This window comes from Castellaniella sp. (assembly GCF_049650445.1).
GTDB lineage: Bacteria > Pseudomonadota > Gammaproteobacteria > Burkholderiales > Burkholderiaceae_B > Castellaniella.
Window position 1 is genome coordinate 71,650 of record NZ_JBASAD010000003.1, and the last position, 19,599, is coordinate 91,248.

19 protein-coding genes, 1 tRNA gene and 1 pseudogene are annotated in these 19,599 nt (G+C 65.5%); 14 read left to right on the top strand and 7 right to left on the bottom strand.

Going from position 1 to position 19,599, the window contains the following annotated elements; genetic code table 11:
* Window positions 1-253: 253 nt before the first annotated feature.
* The 8 genes from WA983_RS01045 (at window position 254) to WA983_RS01080 (ending at window position 8,404) form a co-directional block, all read left to right on the top strand.
* Window positions 254-1,534 (top strand): bifunctional O-acetylhomoserine aminocarboxypropyltransferase/cysteine synthase, encoded by a 1,281-nt coding sequence (locus tag WA983_RS01045; protein WP_424246984.1) that lies wholly within the window; start codon window positions 254-256, stop codon window positions 1,532-1,534.
* A gap of 82 nt (window positions 1,535-1,616) precedes the next feature.
* A complete protein-coding gene (locus WA983_RS01050) occupies window positions 1,617-2,735 on the top strand; it encodes a Re/Si-specific NAD(P)(+) transhydrogenase subunit alpha (protein WP_424246986.1) in 1,119 nt (372 codons plus the stop codon).
* Entirely contained in the window at window positions 2,735-3,043 is a 309-nt protein-coding gene (locus WA983_RS01055; RefSeq protein WP_424246988.1) for an NAD(P) transhydrogenase subunit alpha, read from the top strand. The genes WA983_RS01050 and WA983_RS01055 overlap by 1 nt, the downstream gene beginning before the upstream one ends.
* On the top strand, window positions 3,040-4,479 hold the full coding sequence (locus WA983_RS01060) for an NAD(P)(+) transhydrogenase (Re/Si-specific) subunit beta (RefSeq protein ID WP_424246990.1): 1,440 nt from the start codon (window positions 3,040-3,042) through the stop codon (window positions 4,477-4,479). Before WA983_RS01055 ends, WA983_RS01060 begins: the two co-directional genes overlap by 4 nt.
* A gap of 151 nt (window positions 4,480-4,630) precedes the next feature.
* Complete coding sequence (locus WA983_RS01065; RefSeq protein ID WP_424246992.1) at window positions 4,631-5,368, top strand: flagellar brake protein; 738 nt, start codon at window positions 4,631-4,633, stop codon at window positions 5,366-5,368.
* Window positions 5,369-5,528: 160 nt separating this feature from the next.
* Complete coding sequence (locus tag WA983_RS01070; RefSeq protein WP_424311495.1) at window positions 5,529-6,779, top strand: NAD(P)/FAD-dependent oxidoreductase; 1,251 nt, start codon at window positions 5,529-5,531, stop codon at window positions 6,777-6,779.
* Between the two features lie 14 nt (window positions 6,780-6,793).
* Window positions 6,794-7,735 carry a 4-hydroxyproline epimerase gene (locus WA983_RS01075; protein ID WP_424251375.1) on the top strand — a complete coding sequence of 314 codons (942 nt, stop codon included), beginning with the start codon at window positions 6,794-6,796 and terminating at the stop codon, window positions 7,733-7,735.
* Window positions 7,736-7,747: 12 nt separating this feature from the next.
* The gene (locus WA983_RS01080; RefSeq protein ID WP_424311496.1) at window positions 7,748-8,404 is read left to right on the top strand and encodes a GntR family transcriptional regulator; all 657 of its coding nucleotides are present in this window, start codon (window positions 7,748-7,750) and stop codon (window positions 8,402-8,404) included.
* Between the two features lie 30 nt (window positions 8,405-8,434).
* On the opposite strand, the gene WA983_RS01085 is transcribed toward WA983_RS01080, so the two are convergent.
* From WA983_RS01085 to dctP, 5 genes are all read right to left on the bottom strand, one after another.
* A complete protein-coding gene (locus tag WA983_RS01085; protein WP_424311497.1) occupies window positions 8,435-9,919 on the bottom strand; it encodes an aldehyde dehydrogenase in 1,485 nt (494 codons plus the stop codon).
* Window positions 9,920-9,929: 10 nt separating this feature from the next.
* Window positions 9,930-10,805, bottom strand: coding sequence for a 4-hydroxy-tetrahydrodipicolinate synthase (gene dapA / locus WA983_RS01090; protein WP_424249578.1), 876 nt, complete (start codon window positions 10,803-10,805; stop codon window positions 9,930-9,932).
* A gap of 73 nt (window positions 10,806-10,878) precedes the next feature.
* Window positions 10,879-12,198, bottom strand: a complete 1,320-nt coding sequence (locus WA983_RS01095) for a TRAP transporter large permease (protein WP_424311498.1) — start codon at window positions 12,196-12,198, stop codon at window positions 10,879-10,881.
* Window positions 12,198-12,713, bottom strand: a complete 516-nt coding sequence (locus WA983_RS01100) for a TRAP transporter small permease subunit (RefSeq protein ID WP_424249582.1) — start codon at window positions 12,711-12,713, stop codon at window positions 12,198-12,200. The genes WA983_RS01095 and WA983_RS01100 overlap by 1 nt, the downstream gene beginning before the upstream one ends.
* 27 nt (window positions 12,714-12,740) lie before the next feature.
* Entirely contained in the window at window positions 12,741-13,799 is a 1,059-nt protein-coding gene (gene dctP / locus WA983_RS01105; RefSeq protein WP_424249584.1) for a TRAP transporter substrate-binding protein DctP, read from the bottom strand.
* A gap of 210 nt (window positions 13,800-14,009) precedes the next feature.
* Here dctP and WA983_RS01110 point away from each other — a divergent pair.
* Window positions 14,010-14,201, top strand: a pseudogene (locus WA983_RS01110) (4-oxalocrotonate tautomerase); the annotation flags it as partial.
* 39 nt (window positions 14,202-14,240) lie between these two features.
* Here the strand turns inward: WA983_RS01110 and WA983_RS01115 are convergent.
* Window positions 14,241-14,615 (bottom strand): DUF4168 domain-containing protein, encoded by a 375-nt coding sequence (locus WA983_RS01115; protein ID WP_424249586.1) that lies wholly within the window; start codon window positions 14,613-14,615, stop codon window positions 14,241-14,243.
* Window positions 14,616-14,781: 166 nt separating this feature from the next.
* On the opposite strand from WA983_RS01115, the gene WA983_RS01120 reads away from it, so the two are divergent.
* Both WA983_RS01120 and WA983_RS01125 read left to right on the top strand, forming a co-directional pair.
* A complete protein-coding gene (locus WA983_RS01120; RefSeq protein WP_424249588.1) occupies window positions 14,782-15,438 on the top strand; it encodes a thiopurine S-methyltransferase in 657 nt (218 codons plus the stop codon).
* A gap of 191 nt (window positions 15,439-15,629) precedes the next feature.
* Window positions 15,630-17,273: a methyl-accepting chemotaxis protein gene (locus WA983_RS01125; RefSeq protein ID WP_424311499.1), complete on the top strand. Its 1,644-nt coding sequence runs from the start codon at window positions 15,630-15,632 to the stop codon at window positions 17,271-17,273.
* Here the strand turns inward: WA983_RS01125 and WA983_RS01130 are convergent.
* Window positions 17,241-17,786, bottom strand: a complete 546-nt coding sequence (locus WA983_RS01130) for a cytochrome b (RefSeq protein WP_424250934.1) — start codon at window positions 17,784-17,786, stop codon at window positions 17,241-17,243. The genes WA983_RS01125 and WA983_RS01130 overlap by 33 nt on opposite strands.
* A gap of 176 nt (window positions 17,787-17,962) precedes the next feature.
* Here WA983_RS01130 and tpiA point away from each other — a divergent pair, with 176 nt between their 5' ends.
* The 3 genes from tpiA (at window position 17,963) to WA983_RS01145 (ending at window position 19,392) form a co-directional block, all read left to right on the top strand.
* Entirely contained in the window at window positions 17,963-18,712 is a 750-nt protein-coding gene (gene tpiA, locus WA983_RS01135; protein WP_424250935.1) for a triose-phosphate isomerase, read from the top strand.
* A 35-nt stretch (window positions 18,713-18,747) separates the two neighbouring features.
* On the top strand, window positions 18,748-19,215 hold the full coding sequence (secG, locus tag WA983_RS01140) for a preprotein translocase subunit SecG (RefSeq protein ID WP_424250937.1): 468 nt from the start codon (window positions 18,748-18,750) through the stop codon (window positions 19,213-19,215).
* Between the two features lie 92 nt (window positions 19,216-19,307).
* Window positions 19,308-19,392: transfer RNA gene (locus tag WA983_RS01145), tRNA-Leu, on the top strand.
* The last annotated feature ends 207 nt before the right edge of the window (window positions 19,393-19,599 follow it).

Below are 19,599 nucleotides of genomic sequence, written 5' to 3' on the forward strand. Positions count from 1 at the left end.
CGACAGGAGTCCCGCCCACGGTGGGACAACACCCGGAATGCTAACCCATGCCCGAGCCCAGCACGGCCGTTTACAGCATCCGGCCGCATTCTATTGCACCGCATTGCATTTCGTAGAACGCTGCACGACAGATATGCGGCCTTTATATTATTCTTGGTTATATTGAAATATTCGCATAGACCGTATATTGAAAGCGCATTCACCAGTACGATGGTCGACTGCCCAAAAAAATACCACACAGGAGACTTTTCTCATGTCCCGCCGCTTCGAAACCCTGGCCATCCACGCCGGCTACACCCCCGACCCCACGACCAAAGCGGTCGCCGTGCCGATCTACCAGACCACCTCGTACGCCTTCGACGACACCCAGCACGGCGCGGACCTGTTCGACCTGAAAGTGGCGGGCAACATCTACACCCGCATCATGAACCCCACCACCGCCGTCCTGGAAGAGCGCGTCGCCGCGCTGGAAGGCGGGGTGGCCGCGCTGGCCGTGGCCTCGGGCATGACGGCCATCACTTACGCCATCCAGACGCTGGCGCAGGCGGGCGACAACATCGTCTCCACCAGCAAGCTCTACGGCGGCACCTACAATCTGTTCGCCCACACCTTCCCGCGCCAAGGCCTGGAAGTGCGCTTCGCGCCCCACGACGACGTGGCCGCCCTGGAGGCCCTGATCGATGACCGCACCCGCGCGGTGTTCTGCGAATCCGTCGGCAACCCGGCGGGCAACATCATCGACATCCAGGCACTGGCCGACGCCGCTCACCGCCATGGCGTGCCGCTGATCGTGGACAACACGGTCGCCTCGCCCGCCCTGTGCCGCCCCATCGAATGGGGCGCCGACATCGTGGTGCACGCCCTGACCAAGTACATGGGCGGCCACGGCACCAGCATCGCCGGGGCAATCGTGGACAGCGGCAAATTCCCCTGGGCGGAACACCGCGACCGCTTCCCCATGCTCAACGAACCGGACCCGTCCTACCACGGCGTGGTCTACACCGAGGCCTTCGGACCGGCCGCCTTCATCGGCCGCTGCCGTGTCGTCCCCTTGCGCAATACCGGCGGTGCAATCTCGCCCTTCAATTCCTTCCTGGTGCTGCAGGGCATCGAAACCCTGGCCTTGCGCATGGAGCGCCACTGCGCCAATGCCCTGACCGTGGCCCGCTTCCTGAAGGACCACCCGCAGGTCGCCTGGGTGAACTACGCCGGCCTGCCGGATCACGCAGAACACGCCCTGGCGCAAAAATACATGGGTGGGCTGCCTGCCAGCATCCTGTCCTTCGGCATCAAGGGCGGCCTGGCCGCAGGCGCCCGCTTCATCGATGCCCTGCAACTGATCCTGCGGCTGGTGAACATCGGCGATGCAAAATCCCTGGCCTGCCATCCGGCCTCGACCACGCACCGCCAGCTCAGCCCCGAAGAACTCGCTCGTGCCGGAGTCGGCGAAGACATGATCCGCCTGTCCATCGGCATCGAGCACATCGACGACATCCTCGACGATCTGCGCCAGGCGCTGGACGCCAGCCGCTGACCCGGCCCCGTCCCGCCCCCTTCCCAAGACATCAAGGAAACCCCATGCAGCAATACCGTCGCATCCCCGTCGGGAGACCGCCATGCAGGTAGGCATTCCCCGTGAGACCCTGCCCGGCGAGACCCGGGTCGCCGCCACCCCGGAAACCGTCAAGAAACTGGCCCAGGCCGGCCATCAGGTCCGGGTCGAGCGCGGTGCCGGCACAGCCGCCCGCTACCTCGACGCCGACTACGAAAAGGCCGGTGCCGAACTGACCGACGCCGATGCCGCCCTGGGCAGCGAACTGGTCCTGAAGGTGCGCCGTCCGGACGCCGCCGAGCTGAGCCGCATGAAACCGGGCGCCGCGCTGCTCGGCATGCTGGACCCCTTCGACGCCGACGGCCTGAAGGCCCTGGCGGGCGCAAGCCTCACGGCGTTCGCCCTGGAAGCCGCACCGCGCACCACCCGTGCCCAGAGCCTGGACGTGCTGTCGTCCCAGGCCAATCTGGCCGGCTACAAGGCCGTGCTGCTGGCGACCCAATACTACGGCCGCATCTTCCCCATGATGATGACCGCCGCCGGCACCCTGAAGGCGGCCCGCGTGGTGGTGCTCGGGGCGGGCGTGGCCGGCCTGCAGGCCATTGCCACCGCACGCCGTCTGGGCGCCGTGGTCGAAGCCTCCGACGTGCGTCCCGCCGCGCGCGAGCAGGTCGAGTCGCTGGGCGGCAAATTCATCGACGTGCCCTACGAGACCGACGAGGAACGCGAAATCGCTGAAGGCGTCGGCGGCTACGCCCGGCCCATGCCGGCCGCGTGGATGGCGCGCCAGGCCGCGCTGGTGGCCGAACGCTGCAAGCAGGCCGACATCGTCATCACCACCGCTCTGATCCCCGGCCGTCCGGCGCCGACGCTGATCCAGCCGGACACGGTCGCCGCCATGAAGCCGGGCTCGGTCATCGTCGACCTGGCGGTGGAACGCGGCGGCAACTGCCCGCTGTCCGTGCCGGGCGAGGTCGTCGAGCGCGATGGCGTCACCCTGGTCGGGCTGAGCAATCTGCCTGCCCTGCTGGCGACCGACGCTTCCGCACTCTATGCGCGCAACGTGCTCGATTTCCTGAAACTCGTCATCGACGCCGAGGGCCGCTTCGCGCTCCCGGAGAACGACGACATCGTCAAAGCCTGCCTGGTCTGCAAGGACGGCCAGGTCCTGAGGAGCGCCTGATGGACGCCGTCAATCCCACCCTGATCAACATCATCATCTTCGTGCTCGCCGTCTACGTGGGTTTCCACGTGGTCTGGAACGTGACTCCGGCCCTGCACACCCCGCTGATGGCCGTGACCAACGCCATTTCGGCCATCGTCATCGTCGGCGCCATGCTGGCGACCGGTCTGACCGACGGCGGCCTGGCCCAGTCCATGGGCGTGTTCGCCGTGGCCCTGGCGGCGGTGAACGTCTTCGGCGGCTTCCTGGTCACCCAGCGCATGCTGGAAATGTTCAAGAAGAAGGAACGCAAGGGGGACCAGGCATGATCTCGGCCAATCTCGTCACCCTGCTCTACCTGATCGCCTCGGTCTGCTTCATCCAGGCGCTCAAGGGCCTGTCCCATCCCACCACCTCGCGTCGGGGCAATGCCTTCGGCATGATCGGCATGGCAATCGCCATCGTGACCACGGCGGCGCTCATCGTCGGCCTGGCGCGTGACGGGACCACCGTCGCCGGCCTGGGGCGGGTACTGCTCGGTCTGCTGATCGGCGGCAGCATCGGCACCCTCCTGGCACGCAAGGTCCAGATGACCAAGATGCCGGAACTGATTGCCTTCATGCACAGCATGATCGGTCTGGCGGCCGTGGCCATCGCCACGGCGGTCGTGGCCGAGCCGCATGCCTTCGGCATCGCGGCCAACGGCGCCCCCATCCCCGTGGGCAACCGGCTGGAACTGTTCATCGGCACCTTCGTCGGCGCCATTACGTTCTCCGGTTCGGTGATCGCCTTCGGCAAGCTGTCGGGCAAGTACAAGTTCCGCCTGTTCCAGGGCGCGCCGGTGGTCTTCCCCGGTCAGCACATGCTGAACCTGCTGCTGGCGATCCTGATGCTGGCCTGCGGCTTCTGGTTCATGGCGACGCAGTCCTGGCTGCCCTTCATCCTCATGACGGCCATCGCCTTCCTGCTGGGCGTGCTGATCATCATCCCGATCGGCGGCGCCGACATGCCGGTGGTGATCTCCATGCTGAACAGCTACTCGGGCTGGGCGGCGGCGGGGATCGGCTTCTCGCTGAACAACCCGATGCTGATCATCGCCGGTTCGCTGGTGGGTTCGTCGGGCGCGATCCTGTCCTACATCATGTGCAAGGCGATGAACCGGTCGTTCTTCAACGTGATCCTGGGCGGCTTCGGGGCCGAGGCGTCCTCGGGGGGCGCAGCCGGCGACGGCGTGCAGCGCAGCGTCAAATCGGGCAGTTCGGACGACGCCGCCTTCCTGATGAGCAATGCCGATACCGTCACCATCGTCCCGGGCTACGGCCTGGCCGTGGCGCGCGCCCAGCACGCGCTCAAGGAACTGGCGGCGAAACTGTCCGCACAGGGCGTGACGGTCAAATACGCCATCCACCCGGTGGCCGGGCGCATGCCGGGGCACATGAACGTGCTGCTGGCCGAAGCCGAAGTCCCCTACGACCAGGTGTTCGAAATGGACGACATCAACGGCGAATTCGGTCAGACCGACGTGGTGCTGGTGCTGGGCGCCAACGACGTGGTCAACCCGGCCGCCAAGAACGACCCGAACTCGCCCATCGCCGGGATGCCGATCCTGGAGGCCTACAAGGCGCGCACCGTGATCGTCAACAAGCGCTCCATGGCGGCGGGCTACGCCGGGCTGGACAATGAACTGTTCTACATGGACAAGACCATGATGGTGTTCGGCGACGCCAAGAAGGTTCTGGAGGACATGGTCAAGGCCCTGGAATAGGGTCAATATGCCAGAGCGTGTTCGGCCCCCCCCGCCGAAGACGCTCTGCTCAAGGCCCGTGCATGCGGGCTTACCCGCAGTCCGCCGGCCCCGCTTTCGGGGCCGGATCGTTTAAAATTAACAGTTGTTACACCTTCGGCACAAACTCACCATGGCCTTCCAGGAAGACGATCCCTGTCTGGTATCGCAATCGCTCGAAATCAGCTCCATCCTGCAAGGCCTGCTCACTCAACGTGTGCTGGTGCGCCTGGACATCCCCGGCAAAGCCGTCTCGATCATCTCCACACTGCTCGAGGTCGACCCCAAAACCGGCACGCTGCTGCTGGACAACGCCTCCGAAGATCAAATCAACAATCAGTTGCTGCGCGCCACGGCCGTACGGCTGCAGGGCTCGCTGAATCGCGTGATGATTGAATTCTCCGGACCGCTCAGCCCCACCATGCACGGCGGCAAGCCGGCCCTGTCGATGGCCTGGCCCACCCAGTTGCGGCGGGTCCAGCGGCGCGAATTCTTCCGGGTCGACATCCCGGCCAGCAACCCCGCCCACTGCCTGATCGAACACGAATCCCTGCCCTCGGGCAGGGCCCGCTTCCGGATCGCCGACATCAGCGCGGGCGGTCTGCAACTGGTGGACCGCGACCTGCTGCTCACCCATGCCGCCGTGGGCACGGTCTTCGAGGAATGCACCCTGGAACTGCCCGACGCAGCCGAACTGGACCTGGGCCTGCGCGTGCTGCGGTCCACTCAACTGGAGCAGGACAACGGCAAGCCGCAGCACCAGATCGCCTGCAGCTTCGTCCATCTGCCGGACAATCGCCGGATCGCCATCCAGCAATACATCGGCACCCTGGAGCGGGCCGCTCTCTCCCGCCGCTGGGGCATGGAGTAAGACCCGCCGCCGCCTCGGCGGCGCGCGAAAAACCCGCCACGCCCCACACGTTCCCGCACCTGGTTCCTGGTAAATATATCTATTGAATATTTACCGTGCCTGTGGAATCATCCCTGGCATCGGGTCCGTACGACCCCCTGACCGGCACAGAGTCCTCACCATGAACGCTTCCTCCTGTGACGTCGCCATCGTAGGCGGCGGCATCATCGGCCTGAGTTGCGCGCTGTACCTGCGCGAAGCCGGACACGATGTCGTCGTGGTCGAACGCAACGACCCGGCCAGCGGTGCCAGCCGAGGCAACGCGGGCGCGCTGGCCTTCGCCGAGATTCTGCCGCTGGCGTCCCCGCGCATCATCCGCAAGGCGGCCCGCTGGCTGTTCGACCCGCTGGGGCCGCTCAGCCTGCCGCCCGCCTACCTGCCGCGCATCGCCCCCTGGCTGCTGCGCCTGTGGCGGGCCAGTTGGCCATCGCACTATCAGGCCAACATCCAGGCCCAAGTCGCACTGATCGGTCTGGCCCAGGAAGAAATGCTGACCATGCTGGCCCGCACAGGGCTGGACCGCCACCTGCATACCGAGGGCGTGCTGGAAGTCTACGAAGGGGCGAACCGCTTCGCCGCCGCCCAGGAAACCGCCCGCCAGCGGCTGATCTACGGCATCGAAAGCCAGCCCGTCCAGGGCGACGAACTGGCGGCGCTTCAACCCGGCCTGGCACCGCGCTTCACCCATGGCATGCTGGTGCCCCGCTGGCGCAATGTCGACGATCCCCAGTCCCTGGCCGTGGACATCGGCCTGCGGGCACAGGCGCTCGGCGCCCGGCTGCTGCGCCGCGAGGTGCGCGCCGTCGAACCGGGCACCGAAGGCGGCCGTCTGATACTGGATGACGGCACCGCGCTGCAAGCGTGCCGCATCGTCATCGCCGCCGGCGCCTGGTCGCACCAACTGAGCCGCCCGCTGGGCGACCCCATCCCCCTGGAAACCGAGCGCGGCTACAACACCACCCTGCCGCCGGACGCGCTGGACCTGCGCCGCCAGATCACGTTTGCCGACCACGGCTTCGTGATCTCGCCGCTGACCTGCGGCATCCGCGTAGGCGGTGCCGTCGAACTGGCCGGCCTGAAGCGCCCGCCCGACTACCGCCGCGCCCAGGCCATGCTGGACAAGGCCAAAGCCTTCCTGCCGGCGCTGCGCACCGAGGGCGGCGAGCAATGGATGGGCTTTCGACCCAGCCTGCCCGACTCGCTGCCGGTCATCGGCCGCGCTCGGCGCCATCCCGCCATTTTCTACGCCTTCGGTCACGGCCACCTGGGGCTGACGCAATCGGCCGCCACCGCCCGCCTGATCCGCGATCTGATCGACGGCCAGGTGCCCGCCATCGACCTCGCCCCTTATCGGCCTGAACGTTTTTTCTAAGGACACATCACATCATGCATCGCATCGCCATCCTGGACTCCCACACCGGCGGAGAGCCGACTCGGCTGGTACTCGACGGCTTTCCCGATCTGGGTACCGGCTCGATGGCCGAACGCCGCGCGCTGCTGGCCGAACGACATGATGCCTGGCGCAAGAGCGTGATCCTGGAGCCGCGCGGCAACGACGTACTGGTCGGCGCCCTGCTGTGCGCCCCGGTCGACCCCAGCGCCACTGCGGGCGTGATCTTTTTCAATAACACCGGCTACCTGGGCATGTGCGGCCACGGCACCATCGGCCTGCTGGCCTCGCTGGCCTGGCTGGGCCGCATCGAACCAGGCGAACACCGCATCGAGACCCCGGTGGGTACGGTCACCACGACCCTGCACGCAGACGGTTCGGTCAGCGTACGCAACGTCCCCGCCTACCGTCACCGCAAGGCGGTGGCCGTAGACGTGCCTGGCCACGGCGTGGTGCACGGAGACATCGCCTGGGGGGGCAACTGGTTCTTCCTGGTGGACGCTCCCGACCAGGTCGTGCCCGGCGCCGATCTCGACGACCTGACGGAATATACCTGGGCGATCTGCCAGGCCCTGGACGCTCAAGGCATCCGGGGACGCGGCGACGCGCGCATCGACCACATCGAACTGTTCGGGGCCGACGAGGACGCCGACAGCCGCAATTTCGTGCTGTGCCCCGGCAAGGCCTATGACCGCTCGCCCTGCGGCACCGGCACCAGCGCCAAGCTGGCCTGCCTGGCAGCGGACGGCAAACTCGCCCCGGGGCAGATCTGGCGCCAGTCCAGTATCATTGGCAGCCAGTTCCAGGCCAGCTATGAGCCGGGCGAACACGGCGAGGTCATCCCGACCCTGCGCGGGCGCGCCCACATCAGCGGCGAAACCACTCTGATCCTGCAAGACGACGACCCATTCCAATGGGGCATCGAATCGCAGCTCTGATCTTTCTGCGCTATGACCTCCGTATCCCCTACCGTCAAGATCCGCGCCACCGAGGCAGCCTACGACCGCATCGAACAGATGATCGCCACGCTGCAACTGGAGCCCAATCAGCCGATCGTGGAAAGCGATCTGATCCAGATGACCGGCCTCGGCCGCACACCGATCCGCGAAGCCCTGATGCGGCTGATCGCCAGCGGCCTGATCGAGCAGCAACCCCGGCGCGGGCTGCGCGTGAGCGAAATCCGCATCGCGGAACACCTGATCCTGATCGAGACCCGCCGGGTGCTGGAACGCCTGATCGCGGGCTCGGCGGCCCGTCGGGCCACGACCGGGCAGCGCGCCACTCTGCTGCAATTCGCGCACGACATGACGGAAGCCGCCCGCCGGGGCGACCTGACGGGCTATATGGTGGCCGACCAGGCGCTGGACCGCGTCACGCACGAGGCCAGCCGCAACCCCTACGCGACGCAAGCGATCATTCCGATGATCATTCAGTGCCGGCGCTTCTGGTACGCCTACCAGCACGAAGGCGACCTGGAGCGCGGCGCCCGCTGCCACCTGATGCTGGCCGAAGGCATCCACGCCAATGACCCGGAGCGGGCCATCGCCGGCGCAGACGCGCTGATGGACTACCTGATGGAATTCACCCACACCGTCATCGAGGGATAAAAAAGGCGCCTTGCGGCGCCTTTTTTATCTTCAGTTGTTCACATACCAGATCGTCTTGATCTGCTGGTACTGGTCCAGGGCCTCCAGGCCGTTGTCACGACCGCCGAAGCCGGACTGCTTGTAGCCGCCGAACGGGGTGGTGATGTCGCCTTCCGAGAAACCGTTGACCGACACCGTGCCCGCCTGGATGGCGCGCGCCACGCGCTGGGCGCGGCCCACGTCACGGGTATACAGGGATGCCGCCAGGCCGTACTGGCTGTCGTTGGCCAGTTCGATGGCCTCGGCTTCGGTCTCGAAAGTGGACACGGCCAGGATGGGGCCGAAGACCTCTTCGCGGAACAGGCGCGATTCGCGCGTGACGCCGTCGAAGATGGTCGGTTCGACATACCAGCCACTGCCCAGTTCCGAATGGATACGGCCGCCGTGCGCCAGACGCGCGCCGTCGGCTGCCGCGCCTTCCAGGAAGCCGCGCACCTTCTCGAAGTGAGCGCGCTCGACCATGGGGCCGATCTGCACGGACTCGTCCGTGGGCAGGCCGACCTTCCAGTTCGACAGGCGCGCGCGCAGACGATCCAGCACCGCGTCCTTGACGCTGGACTGGACGATCAGGCGCGAGCCGCAGCTGCAGTTCTCGCCCATGTTCCAGAAAGCGGCGTTCAGCACGTGGTCCACCAGGCCGTCCAGATCGGCGTCCTCGAAAATCACCTGCGGGCTCTTGCCGCCGCATTCCAGGACGATTTCCTTCAGATTGCTCTCGGCGGAATACTTCAGGAAGTAGCGGCCGACTTCGGTGGAACCGGTGAAGGACACCACATCCACGTCCATGTGACGGCCCAGGGCCTCGCCCACCGATTCACCCAGGCCGGTCACCAGTTGCAGCGCGGCGGCAGGAACGCCGGCCTGGTGGGCCAGCTGGGTCATGCGGTAGGCACTGAGCGAGGTCAGTTCGGCCGGCTTGACGATGACCGAATTACCGGCCGCCAGCGCGGGCGCGACCTTCCAGGCGTACATCTGGGCCGGAAAGTTCCAGGGCAGCACGGCCCCCACCACGCCGATGGGCTCCTTGACGATCAGGCCGGTGGCGCCCGGACCGGTCGGCGCGATCCGGCCGAAACACTTGTCGATCGCCTCCGAATACCAGCGGAAGGTATCCAGCGTGGCCGGCATGTCCGTGTTCAGGCATTCGCTGATCGGCTTGCCTGCGTCGATGCAGTCCAGCGCCGCCAGTTCCTCGGCGTGGGCCGTCATCAGGTCCGCCCAGGCCAGCATGATGCGCTTGCGTTCGGCGGGTGCCAGTTGGGACCACTCGCCCGACTTGAAGCTGGCGCGCGCCACGCGCACCGCCAGATCGACGTCGGCGGCGGTTCCCGATTCCAGGGCGCCGATGACGCTGTTGTCGATCGGCGTGGTGTTGTCCATCCGGGCGCCCGGCGCGTCGTGGCCGGGGATCAGGTGGCCGGCCCACAGCGTGCCCTCGCGGGCCTGGGCGAAAATCTGTTCCTTGGTCTGCGGCATGTCGATCTCCTTAACCCTGGTAGGCGTCCAGCAGCGCCAGGAAGGCGCGTTCGTCCTGTGCCGACATCGGCGACAGGGGCAGGCGCACCGGGCCGGCCTCGACGCCATGGCGGCGGCAGCCCAGCTTGGCCTTCTGGTTGTAGTCGCCGGATTCCATAGCCTGGATCACCGGGTACATGCCGCGCATCATGCCGCGGACCTTGTCCCACTGGCCTTCGCCGGCGGCCTTGACCATGGCGGCCTGCTCGGCCGGGAAGACGTTGGCGCCACCGCTGATCCAGCTGCGCACGCCCCAGAACAGGAAATCGGCCGCCATGTCATCGGAACCGCTGATGATCTGGAAATCCGGGATGTCGGACTGGATCAGGGCCAGGGCGCGGTTGAAGCTGCCGCTGCTTTCCTTGATGCCGACGATATTGGGGACGCGTGCCAGTTCGATCACCGTTTCCACGGCGATCTGCACGCCCACCCGCGCCGGGAAGTCGTACATGATGATCGGCAGCTTGGTGGACTGAGCGACCGTGCGGAAGTGCTGTGCGATCCCGGCCTGCTCCGGCAGGCTGTAAGGCGGCGTGGACAGCATCAGGCCGTCGTAGCCCAGGGCCTCGGCCTGCTGGGCGTTGCGGATGGCCTGCGTCGTGGACAGAGCGTTGATGCCGGCGATCGACGTCACGCGCCCCCGGGTGGCGTCGGCCACCGTGCGCAGCACCAGTTCGCGCTCGTCGTCTTCCAGCGCATAGTATTCGCCCGTGGTGCCGCAGGCCACGATGCCGGCGACGCCCGCATCGATGAAGCGTTCCACCAGCCGGCGCAGCGCGTCGGCGTCGACACGACCATCCGCCGTGAACGGGGTGACGATGGGAACCAGGACTCCGTCGGTTTTCATATGCTTTCCTAAACACTCAAAAAAAGGCCCGTGCGATCGGGCCAGGACGGGACACCAGGTCCCGGGATCGAAATCAGAACCCTACGACGCGCTGCGGCAGCCAGGTGGCCAGGGCCGGGAACAGCACCACCAGCGTCAGGGTCACGAACTGGACCAGGATGAAGGGCACCACACCCTTGCAGACCTGGCCGTACTTCATGTCGGGCGGTGCGATCGACAATAAATAGAAGATCGAGGACGCCATCGGCGGGGTCAGGTAGCTGGTCTGGATGACGATGATCACCAGCGTGCCGAACCAGATCGGGTCCACGCCGGCCGCCGTCAGAACGGGCAGGAACAGCGGCACGCAGATCAGCACGTTGGCGGTCCAGTCCAGCACGAAGCCCAGCAGGAACACGATGAACAGGAACAGCACCAGCGTGCCCGTCAGCCCCAGGCCCATGTCAGAGATCAGCCCCTGGATCAGGCGCGAACCCCCATTGGCGGCAAAGATCCCTGTGAACATGATACCGCCGGCCACGATCAGCAGAATCATGGCGGAAATCCGCACCGTGATCGCCAGCGATTCCCGCATCACGGTCAGGCTGAATTTGCCATAGCAGATGCACAGGATCAGCGCGCCGACCGCACCGACGGCGGCGGCCTCGGTGGGCGAGGCGATGCCGGCCATCAGCGAGCCCAGCACGGCCACGATCAGCAGCATGGTCGGCAGCAGGCCGCTGAAGGTGATCTTCAGCTTTTCCATCACCGGCAGGCGCATGTCCGGATCGTCGGCGCGAGGGCCCTTTTTGGGGTCCAGGATGCAGACGACGACGATGTACAGGACGAACAGCCCCACCATCACCAGGCCGGGGAACAGCATGGCGGCGAACAGCTCGCCCACCGAAATCTGGGCCAGCGAGGCATACACCACGGCCACCACCGAAGGCGGAATCATAGTGCCCAGCGAACCGCCCGCGCAGATGGTGCCGGCGATCAGCGAATTGTCGTAGCGGAAGCGCTGCATGGCGGGAATGGCCATCAGGCCCACCATGACCTCGACCGCGCCCACTACGCCGGCTGCGGCCGCAAAGGTGGCGCCCATGGCGATGGTCGCCACGGCCAGGCCCCCGGGCAGCCGCCCCAGCCAGAGCTGCATGGTGCGGAACAGGCGCGCCGCGATGCCGGAGCGTTCCAGGATCGCGCCCATCAGCACGAACATCGGAATGGCCGACAGAATGTAATTGGTGGTCGCCGAGTACAGGCTGCCATAGAGTTGATTGAACACCTGGTCGCCGAAGGCGAACCAGCCCGCGACCACGGCGGGGATGATCAGGGACAGGGAGACGGGGATGCCCAGAAAGATCAGCAGGAACATCCCCGGAAACATCAGGGCGGCGATGATCGGATTCATCAGTGATCCTTCTTGGCGTCGGAATCCAGGCCGCGGAAGGCCCGCAGACCCTCCACCGCCAATTGCAGGGTCAGTGCGATCAGGCCGGTCGCGATGCACAGGTAGAACGGCCACATCAGCGGCGCCCAGGGGCTGACCGTCTCGACCTCGTGCCGCACCCAGGCACGCCAGGTGTGCGATACGGCGATCCAGGACAGCATGCCGAAGAACGGCGCCAGGACCAGCAGATAGGCGACCCCCTGGACCCCGTGATTGAAACGGGCCGGCAGGCGGTTGCGCAGCACATCGATGCGGATGTGCGCGTCTTCCCGCAGGACGTAGGCCACGCCCAGCAGGAAGACGGCGCCGTTGGCCATGTAGGCGACATCGAAGGCCCAGGCCGTGGGCGCATCGAACACATAGCGGGCAAAGACCTCATAGACCATGGCCACGGTCAGAACCGCCGCCGCCACACTGGCCAGTTGGGAGGCGCACCAGGATACGCCGTTCGCGAATCGTGTCAGGGCATTGAGCATCTCGGCCTCGCTAAGTGCGATCGTGGATCAGTCGCGCATCAGGTAGTTGCTTTCCGCCTTCCAGCGCTTGTGGTAGGCCTCATAGTCGGCCAGCACCTCGGCCATTTCCGGCTTGCCGGCGGCCTTCTGTGCGTTGGCCGTCTTGTGCATCCAGTCGTAGCCCGCATCGGACAGTTGCTTCACGAACTCGGGGCTGAGCGTGATGATCTCGTTGCGGCCGGAACGGTACTTTTCCATCGCTTTCATGTCGGCGTCATAGAAGAAATCCAGGCTCTGCTCGGTGGTCAACTGGGCAGCGGCTTCGATCAGCGGCTTCAGATCCGCCGGCACCTTGTCCCAGGTGTCCTGCTTGACGACCACTTCCCACATGAAGGTCGGCTGGTGCACGCCCGGAACGACGATGTACTTGGCCGCCTGGTGGAAGCCTTCCGGCATGTTGGCCGACGGCGGAGCCCATTCCACGGCGTCCACGCCCTTGCGCTGCAGCAGCGTGTAGGTCTCGCCCGGCGGCACCACGGTCGGCACGGCGCCGAAATAATCGCGCATTACTTCGGCCCAGGGGCCGGAGGTACGGTATTTCAGGCCCTTCAGGTCTTCCGCGCTGCGGATGGGCTTGTTGGCGTGCGCCAGGATTTCGGACGAACCAATGCCGACGATCATGGTCTTCAGGCCTTGTTTCGCGCGCATCGCCTGCAGCTTTTCCTGGCCACCGCCCTGATACAGCCAGGCTTTGTAGGCATCCGGCCCCATGCCACCCGGGAAGCCCGAGAAAATGGCGTTTTCCGGGTCCTGATTGACCAGATAGCTGGAGGTGGAATGGCCGGCCTCGACCACGCCGTCACGCACCGCGTCGAACACTTTCAGGGCGGGCACGATGACACCGGCGCCAAAGGGCTGGATCTCGACCCGGCCGGAGGTGATGGTCTTGACGTTGGAGGCAAAGCGCTCCAGAAAGTTCTGATAGAAAGGCGAGCCTTCGGGCACCGAGGTCGGCACACGCCAGGTCACGTCGGCCGCCGTCGCGGCACCCACCGAGCACATCGAGAAGGCCGCAACGACGGCCAGAGTGCGGAAAATCTTCTTCATGGTCTCCCCCTTGAAGTATTGGAGTCGGCGCCGCTTGGACAGCATATGCGCTGCCCTCAGTCTAATATCCAATAAATATATTTACAACATATCTAGGGTAAATACCAATGCCGCCAGCAGGGGCTTGGGTCACCGGCCGATCAGGCGGACGGGCGCGAGAGGCCCCCGGGATATGCTAGGCTCCCTTCTCCTCAACCCCACAGGAGCCACGCCATGCCGACCATGCACATTGAGTTGTTCGAAGGCCGTACCCCCGAAAAGAAGCGCGAACTCGTCCGCGCGCTGACCGAACGCACCTGTGAAGTCCTGGGCTGCCAGCCGGACTCGGTGGACATCATCCTGACGGAAATCAGCAAGGACCGCTGGGCCACGGGCGGCGTGCTCTGGTCCGAGAAAAGCTGAAAAGGCAGCGGCCCCGAATGGCCGCCGCCATGAACACCGCTATTGACCGACCATGCGCTCGACTTTCTGGCGCAATTCGGGACTCTCGCGCACGGCGCGGCTGATGCCGTTGTATTCGGCGACGCTCATGCCACCCGCCTCGACCTGATCCACCATTTTCTGATCAGCCTCGACACGCACCGCCTGCTTGGCGGGCTCGTCCTGGGCAGACTCCAGCTTGGGCTGGTATTCCGCCGCCACAGCGCTGACCTTGCGCACGGCGACGGCGTAACGCTGCAGTTGCTCGTCTGTCGGCTTGTCCACGGCCTCGTAGGCCGCCGACTGTGCGCTTGCCGTCCGGGCGACCGTCAAAGGGCCCGTCAAGCCCAGCGCGATGACGGAAGCCGCGAGAAAGCCTTTCATCAATTGATTCATCCTGTACTCCTGCGTCGCGTGATCAACCACCTCATCATCGCGGCGGAGACGGGGGGTTTCAAGTTTCCCGATGTACAGTCCTGTGTCATCATGCCACCAGCCGCCGCCGATACCGGATGCCGCACCGTCCGGCACGCGCATCCCACCCTCCCGCATAGAGACACACATGGATACGGATTTCTGGCTGCAACGCTGGGAACAAGGACAGACCGGCTTTCATCAGTCCCGCGTCATGCCCCTGCTGCAGAAACACTGGCCCGGGCTCGGACTGCCGTCCGGCAGCCGGGTGCTGGTGCCGCTGGCCGGCAAGACCCTGGACGTCATCTGGCTGGCAGAGCAGGGCCACGCCGTGCTGGCGGTGGAACTGTCTCCCATCGCCGTCCAGCAGTTCTTCGAAGAACACGCCCTTCAGCCCGAGATCCAATCCACCCCCCAGGGCACGCTGTACCGTGCCGGGTCGATCCAGTTCCTGTGCGGCGACATCTTCGGCCTGGACGCGGCAACGCTGGCAAGTTGTGCAGGCTGCTACGACCGTGCCGCCCTCATCGCCCTGCCGCCGGAACTGCGCGCACGGTATGCGCGCCACGTCTACGGACAACTACCCGACGGCTGCCGCGCGTTGCTGCTGACCCTGGACTATCCACAGGCGGAAATGGACGGGCCGCCATTCTCCGTGCCGGAGTCCGAAGTCCAGGCGCTCTACGATGACCACTGGCGCATCGAACGGCTTGAGACCCGCGACATCCTGGCCCAGGAATCCAAGTTCGCCGCGCGCGGCGTGTCCCGCATGGATACCGGGGTCTTCCGGCTGACGGCCGTCTGATCCGCGCCATTCCTTCCCCGCCGCCGCAGGGTCCCTTGTTCCATGCAATTCCCACATGGAACAAGGGGTTATACATTGATAAACGGAATACTGGGGGCCTTATTGCCCGCTGCTGGGTCGATCAAAATTCCAGGGTTTTCCCTAATATAGAGGGCATTCTTCCTGTGAAAGGCGCACGTCGCCGACCCCTCATGAAAAACATCAAGATCAGTACGCGGCTTGCCGCGGCTTTCGGCTTCATCCTGCTCCTGGCGCTGACCCTGGCGCTGATCGGCATCTGGAACGCCAACAACGCCCAGTCGATCACCGAAGAAATCGGCCAGCGCCGCCAGGCCGGCCAGTTGATGGACCGGTGGACCCGGGCCGTTGACGTCCGCGCCAACCAGGTCATGGCCTACGCCCTGGTCTCCGATCCGGAAATGATCGAGTATTTCAAGGAAGGAATCAGCGACGCGACGAACAAAATCAGCGACTACACCCGGCAGGCGGACGTCCTGTTCACCGTGCCCGAGTCCCGCCGCCTCTTCCAGCACATCATGGAGCAGCGCGCCAGCTACCTGGACACCCTCAATACGATCTACAAGGCGCTGGACGATCACCAGGCCATGGTCGCCAACGACATCGTCCGGGAACGCCTGCCGGAGATCAACCGGACCTACCTCGCCAGCATCGAGGCGCTCAATACCTACCAGCAGGAGCAGATCGACCTGGCCCAGCGGCAATCCGCAAACCAGGCCGCGCTGAGCGAACGCATTCTGGTGCTGGCCACGATCCTGGCCTTGATCCTGGGGCCGCTGTTCGCCTGGCGCGTCATGCGCGCCATCACGGGGCCGCTGCGGCGCGCGGTCGACGCTGCGCAAACCATCGCGCAGCGAGACCTCAGCCACGAGATCCGCGTAGACTCGAACAACGAAATCGGTCAGTTGCTCAGCGCCCTGGCCACCATGACCCGCAATCTGCGTGGTGCCCTGAGCGAAGTGCGCGGCGGTTCGGACGCAATCGCCTCGGCCTCGGCGCAGATCAGCGCCGGCAACCTGGACCTGTCCTCGCGCACCGAACAACAGGCCAGCTCCCTGGCCGAGACCGCCGCCACGATGGAAGAAATCACCGCCACCGTGCGCCAGAACGCCGACAACGCCCAGCAGGCCAACACCCTGGCCGCGGCGGCCGCCAAGACCGCCACCGACGGCGGCAGCATCGTCGCCGAACTGGTCTCCACCATGGGCGAGATCAACACCAAGTCCCAGCAGGTCGCCGACATCATCGGCGTCATCGATTCCATCGCCTTCCAGACCAACATCCTGGCCCTGAATGCCGCGGTCGAGGCCGCCCGTGCCGGCGAACAAGGTCGCGGCTTCGCCGTGGTGGCCGCCGAAGTGCGCGCGCTGGCCCAGCGTTCGGCCGGTGCCGCCCGGGAAATCAAGGATCTGATCGACACCTCCGTGGCGTCCGCCACCAAGGGCAACGAGCAGGCCTCGCGCGCCGGGGCCACGATGCAGGACATCGTCGACGGCATCAACCGCGTCACCGACATCATGGGCGAGATCAGCGCGGCCAGCCGCGAACAGACCACCGGCATCGAGGAAATCAACGCGGCCATCACGCAGATGGACGATGTCACCCGTCAGAACGCCAGCCTGGTCGAGGAATCGGCCGCCGCCGCCACCAGCCTGCAGGAGCAGGCCGATACCCTGGCTCAACTGGTCGCCACGTTTACGCTGGATCAGGCCCAGGTCCAGGCCCCGATCGAGACTGCCGAGAGAGAGGTGGCGGTTTTGCAGCCGCCCCTGCGTCTTGCTGCGTCAGCGGCCTTTTCCGGGACGCATCCGGGTTAAGGTGTCATCGTGATCGATGAAATGGTGCCATAGGGCGCCGATGATGTGCAGCGTGACCAGGGCGATCAGAAGCGGCCCTGCATATCCCGCGTGAATCGTGTGGATGGCCTTGGCGGCCGCCTTGTCCTCGGCCAGCCATATCGGGATGGAAAACAGGCCGAACACGCTGACCGACTGTTGCGCGAATTGCGACATCAGCAGGCCGGCGATCGGTAGGGCGAGGACCAGGACGACCATGGCCCAGTGGACTGCTGTCGCCAGGCGTGATTGCCATGCCTGCCCGATGGGTGGCGGTCGGCCGGTGTTCAGGCGGGTGATCACCCAGACGATCATCAAGACCAGGGCCGTCACCCCGAAGCTCTTGTGAAAGAACATGAATTGGCCCTTGGCGGGATCGCCGCGCTCGTAGCCGCTGGCGATGAGCACACAGGTCACCGCCGCGGCGATGACGACGAACAAGGCCCAGTGCAGGAATTTGAGCGACGGATTCCAGGCGGTGGTATGAACCGGCATGCGATTCTCCTGTCGGTGATGGATGCTTTCAGCAACTATACCTGAGCATGCGTGGCACGCGGCAAGCGCAAACACGCTACAATTCAGGGTTACTCTTTGCAGGGCCGGCCCGCTTTTTCCATGGAACAGCGGGTCGATGCTGCAATCATCCCGGTTTGACTGGATCGACGATATTCATGAGCCACACTCGCAAGCGCCTCGTCATGGGCAATTGGAAGATGCACGGCAGCCTCGCGGCCAATGCCGCGTTGCTGGACGGCCTGGCCGCCGACGCGGCGCGGGCGGGTGAGACCCAGTTGGCTGTGTGCGTGCCGTTTCCTTACCTGGCACAGGTGCGGGATGCGCTGGCGGGCACGCCGATTTCCTGGGGTGGCCAGGACGTCAGCGTCCATCCCCAGGGTGCCTACACCGGTGAAGTCGCTCCGGCCATGCTGGCCGACTTCGGTTGCGCCTGGGCGCTGTGCGGGCACTCGGAACGCCGGGCCCTGCACGGTGAATCCAGCGCGCTGGTGGCTGCCAAGGCCGCATCCGCCCTGGCTGCGGGGGTGACCCCGGTCGTCTGCGTCGGTGAGACCCTGGCCGACCGGGACGCCGGTCAGGTCGAGCACGTCATCGACGAGCAGCTCGATCCGGTTCTGGCGCTGGGCGCCGAGGCCCTGGCGCGTCTGGTCATCGCCTATGAACCCGTCTGGGCCATCGGCACCGGCCGCACTGCCACGCCCGAACAGGCCCAGGCCGTGCACGCCTTCATCCGCGCCGCTCTGGTGCGGCACGGCGCCGGACAGACCCGTATCCTCTACGGCGGCAGCGTCAAGGCCGCCAATGCGGCATCCCTGTTCGCCCAACCCGACATCGACGGCGCCCTGGTGGGTGGCGCGTCGCTTGTCGCCGAAGAATTCCTCAACATCGCGGCCGCGGTCGCCTGATCCGAGAACACCATAAGGTCCGGAGTCCTATCATCATGCAATGGCTTTCCTCGATCCTGCTGACCCTGCAGGTCATCTCTTCGCTTCTGGTCATCGTGCTGGTCCTGCTGCAGCAGGGCAAGGGCGCCGATATGGGCGCCGCCTTCGGCAGCGGCTCGGCCGGCAGCGTGTTCGGTTCCGCCGGTGCGGCCAACTTCCTGTCGCGCGCCACCAAGTGGGCGGCCATCATCTTCTTCGTCACCACCGGTGGCCTGGCCTGGGTGGCCCACCATCCCGCCGGCTTGCCCATCGAGTCCGGCATCATGCAAGGCTTCACGGCCCCGGCCAAGGAAGCCGCTCCTGCCGGTTCTGCCGTGCCCAACGTGAGTGGCGGCAATGCCGTCCCGTCCGTGCCTGCTGCTCCGTCCACGGGCGCCGCTGTGCCGTCGGCCCCGTCGGCGGGTGATGCTTCGGTGCCGGCCGCTCCGGCTCCGACCGCCCCGGCCCCGGCCGACAAGAAATAAGACGGTCTTTCCGCGGGTCTTGGCGTGCCCCTCGTCAGCCAGGACCCCTGTGTTTTCGTGCTAGAATGCCCGTCTTTGTCGCAAGGCAAAACGCCGTCGTGGTGGAATTGGTAGACACGCTATCTTGAGGGGGTAGTGGCGAAAGCTGTGCGAGTTCGAGTCTCGCCGACGGCACCACAGTTAAAAATCAGGCTGTTCCAGAACAGCCCAGAAAGTACCGGAAACCCGCATGAACATTATGTTCTTGCGGGTTTTTTCATGTCTGGTTGAATCAGAGCGGGTCAGACAATCCCATGTTTTTGGGTGTCTGTTTGGGTATGTTAAAACTCACATACCCAAGGATGGCCCAATTAAAGACCCGACATGCCCAAAATCGCCAAACAA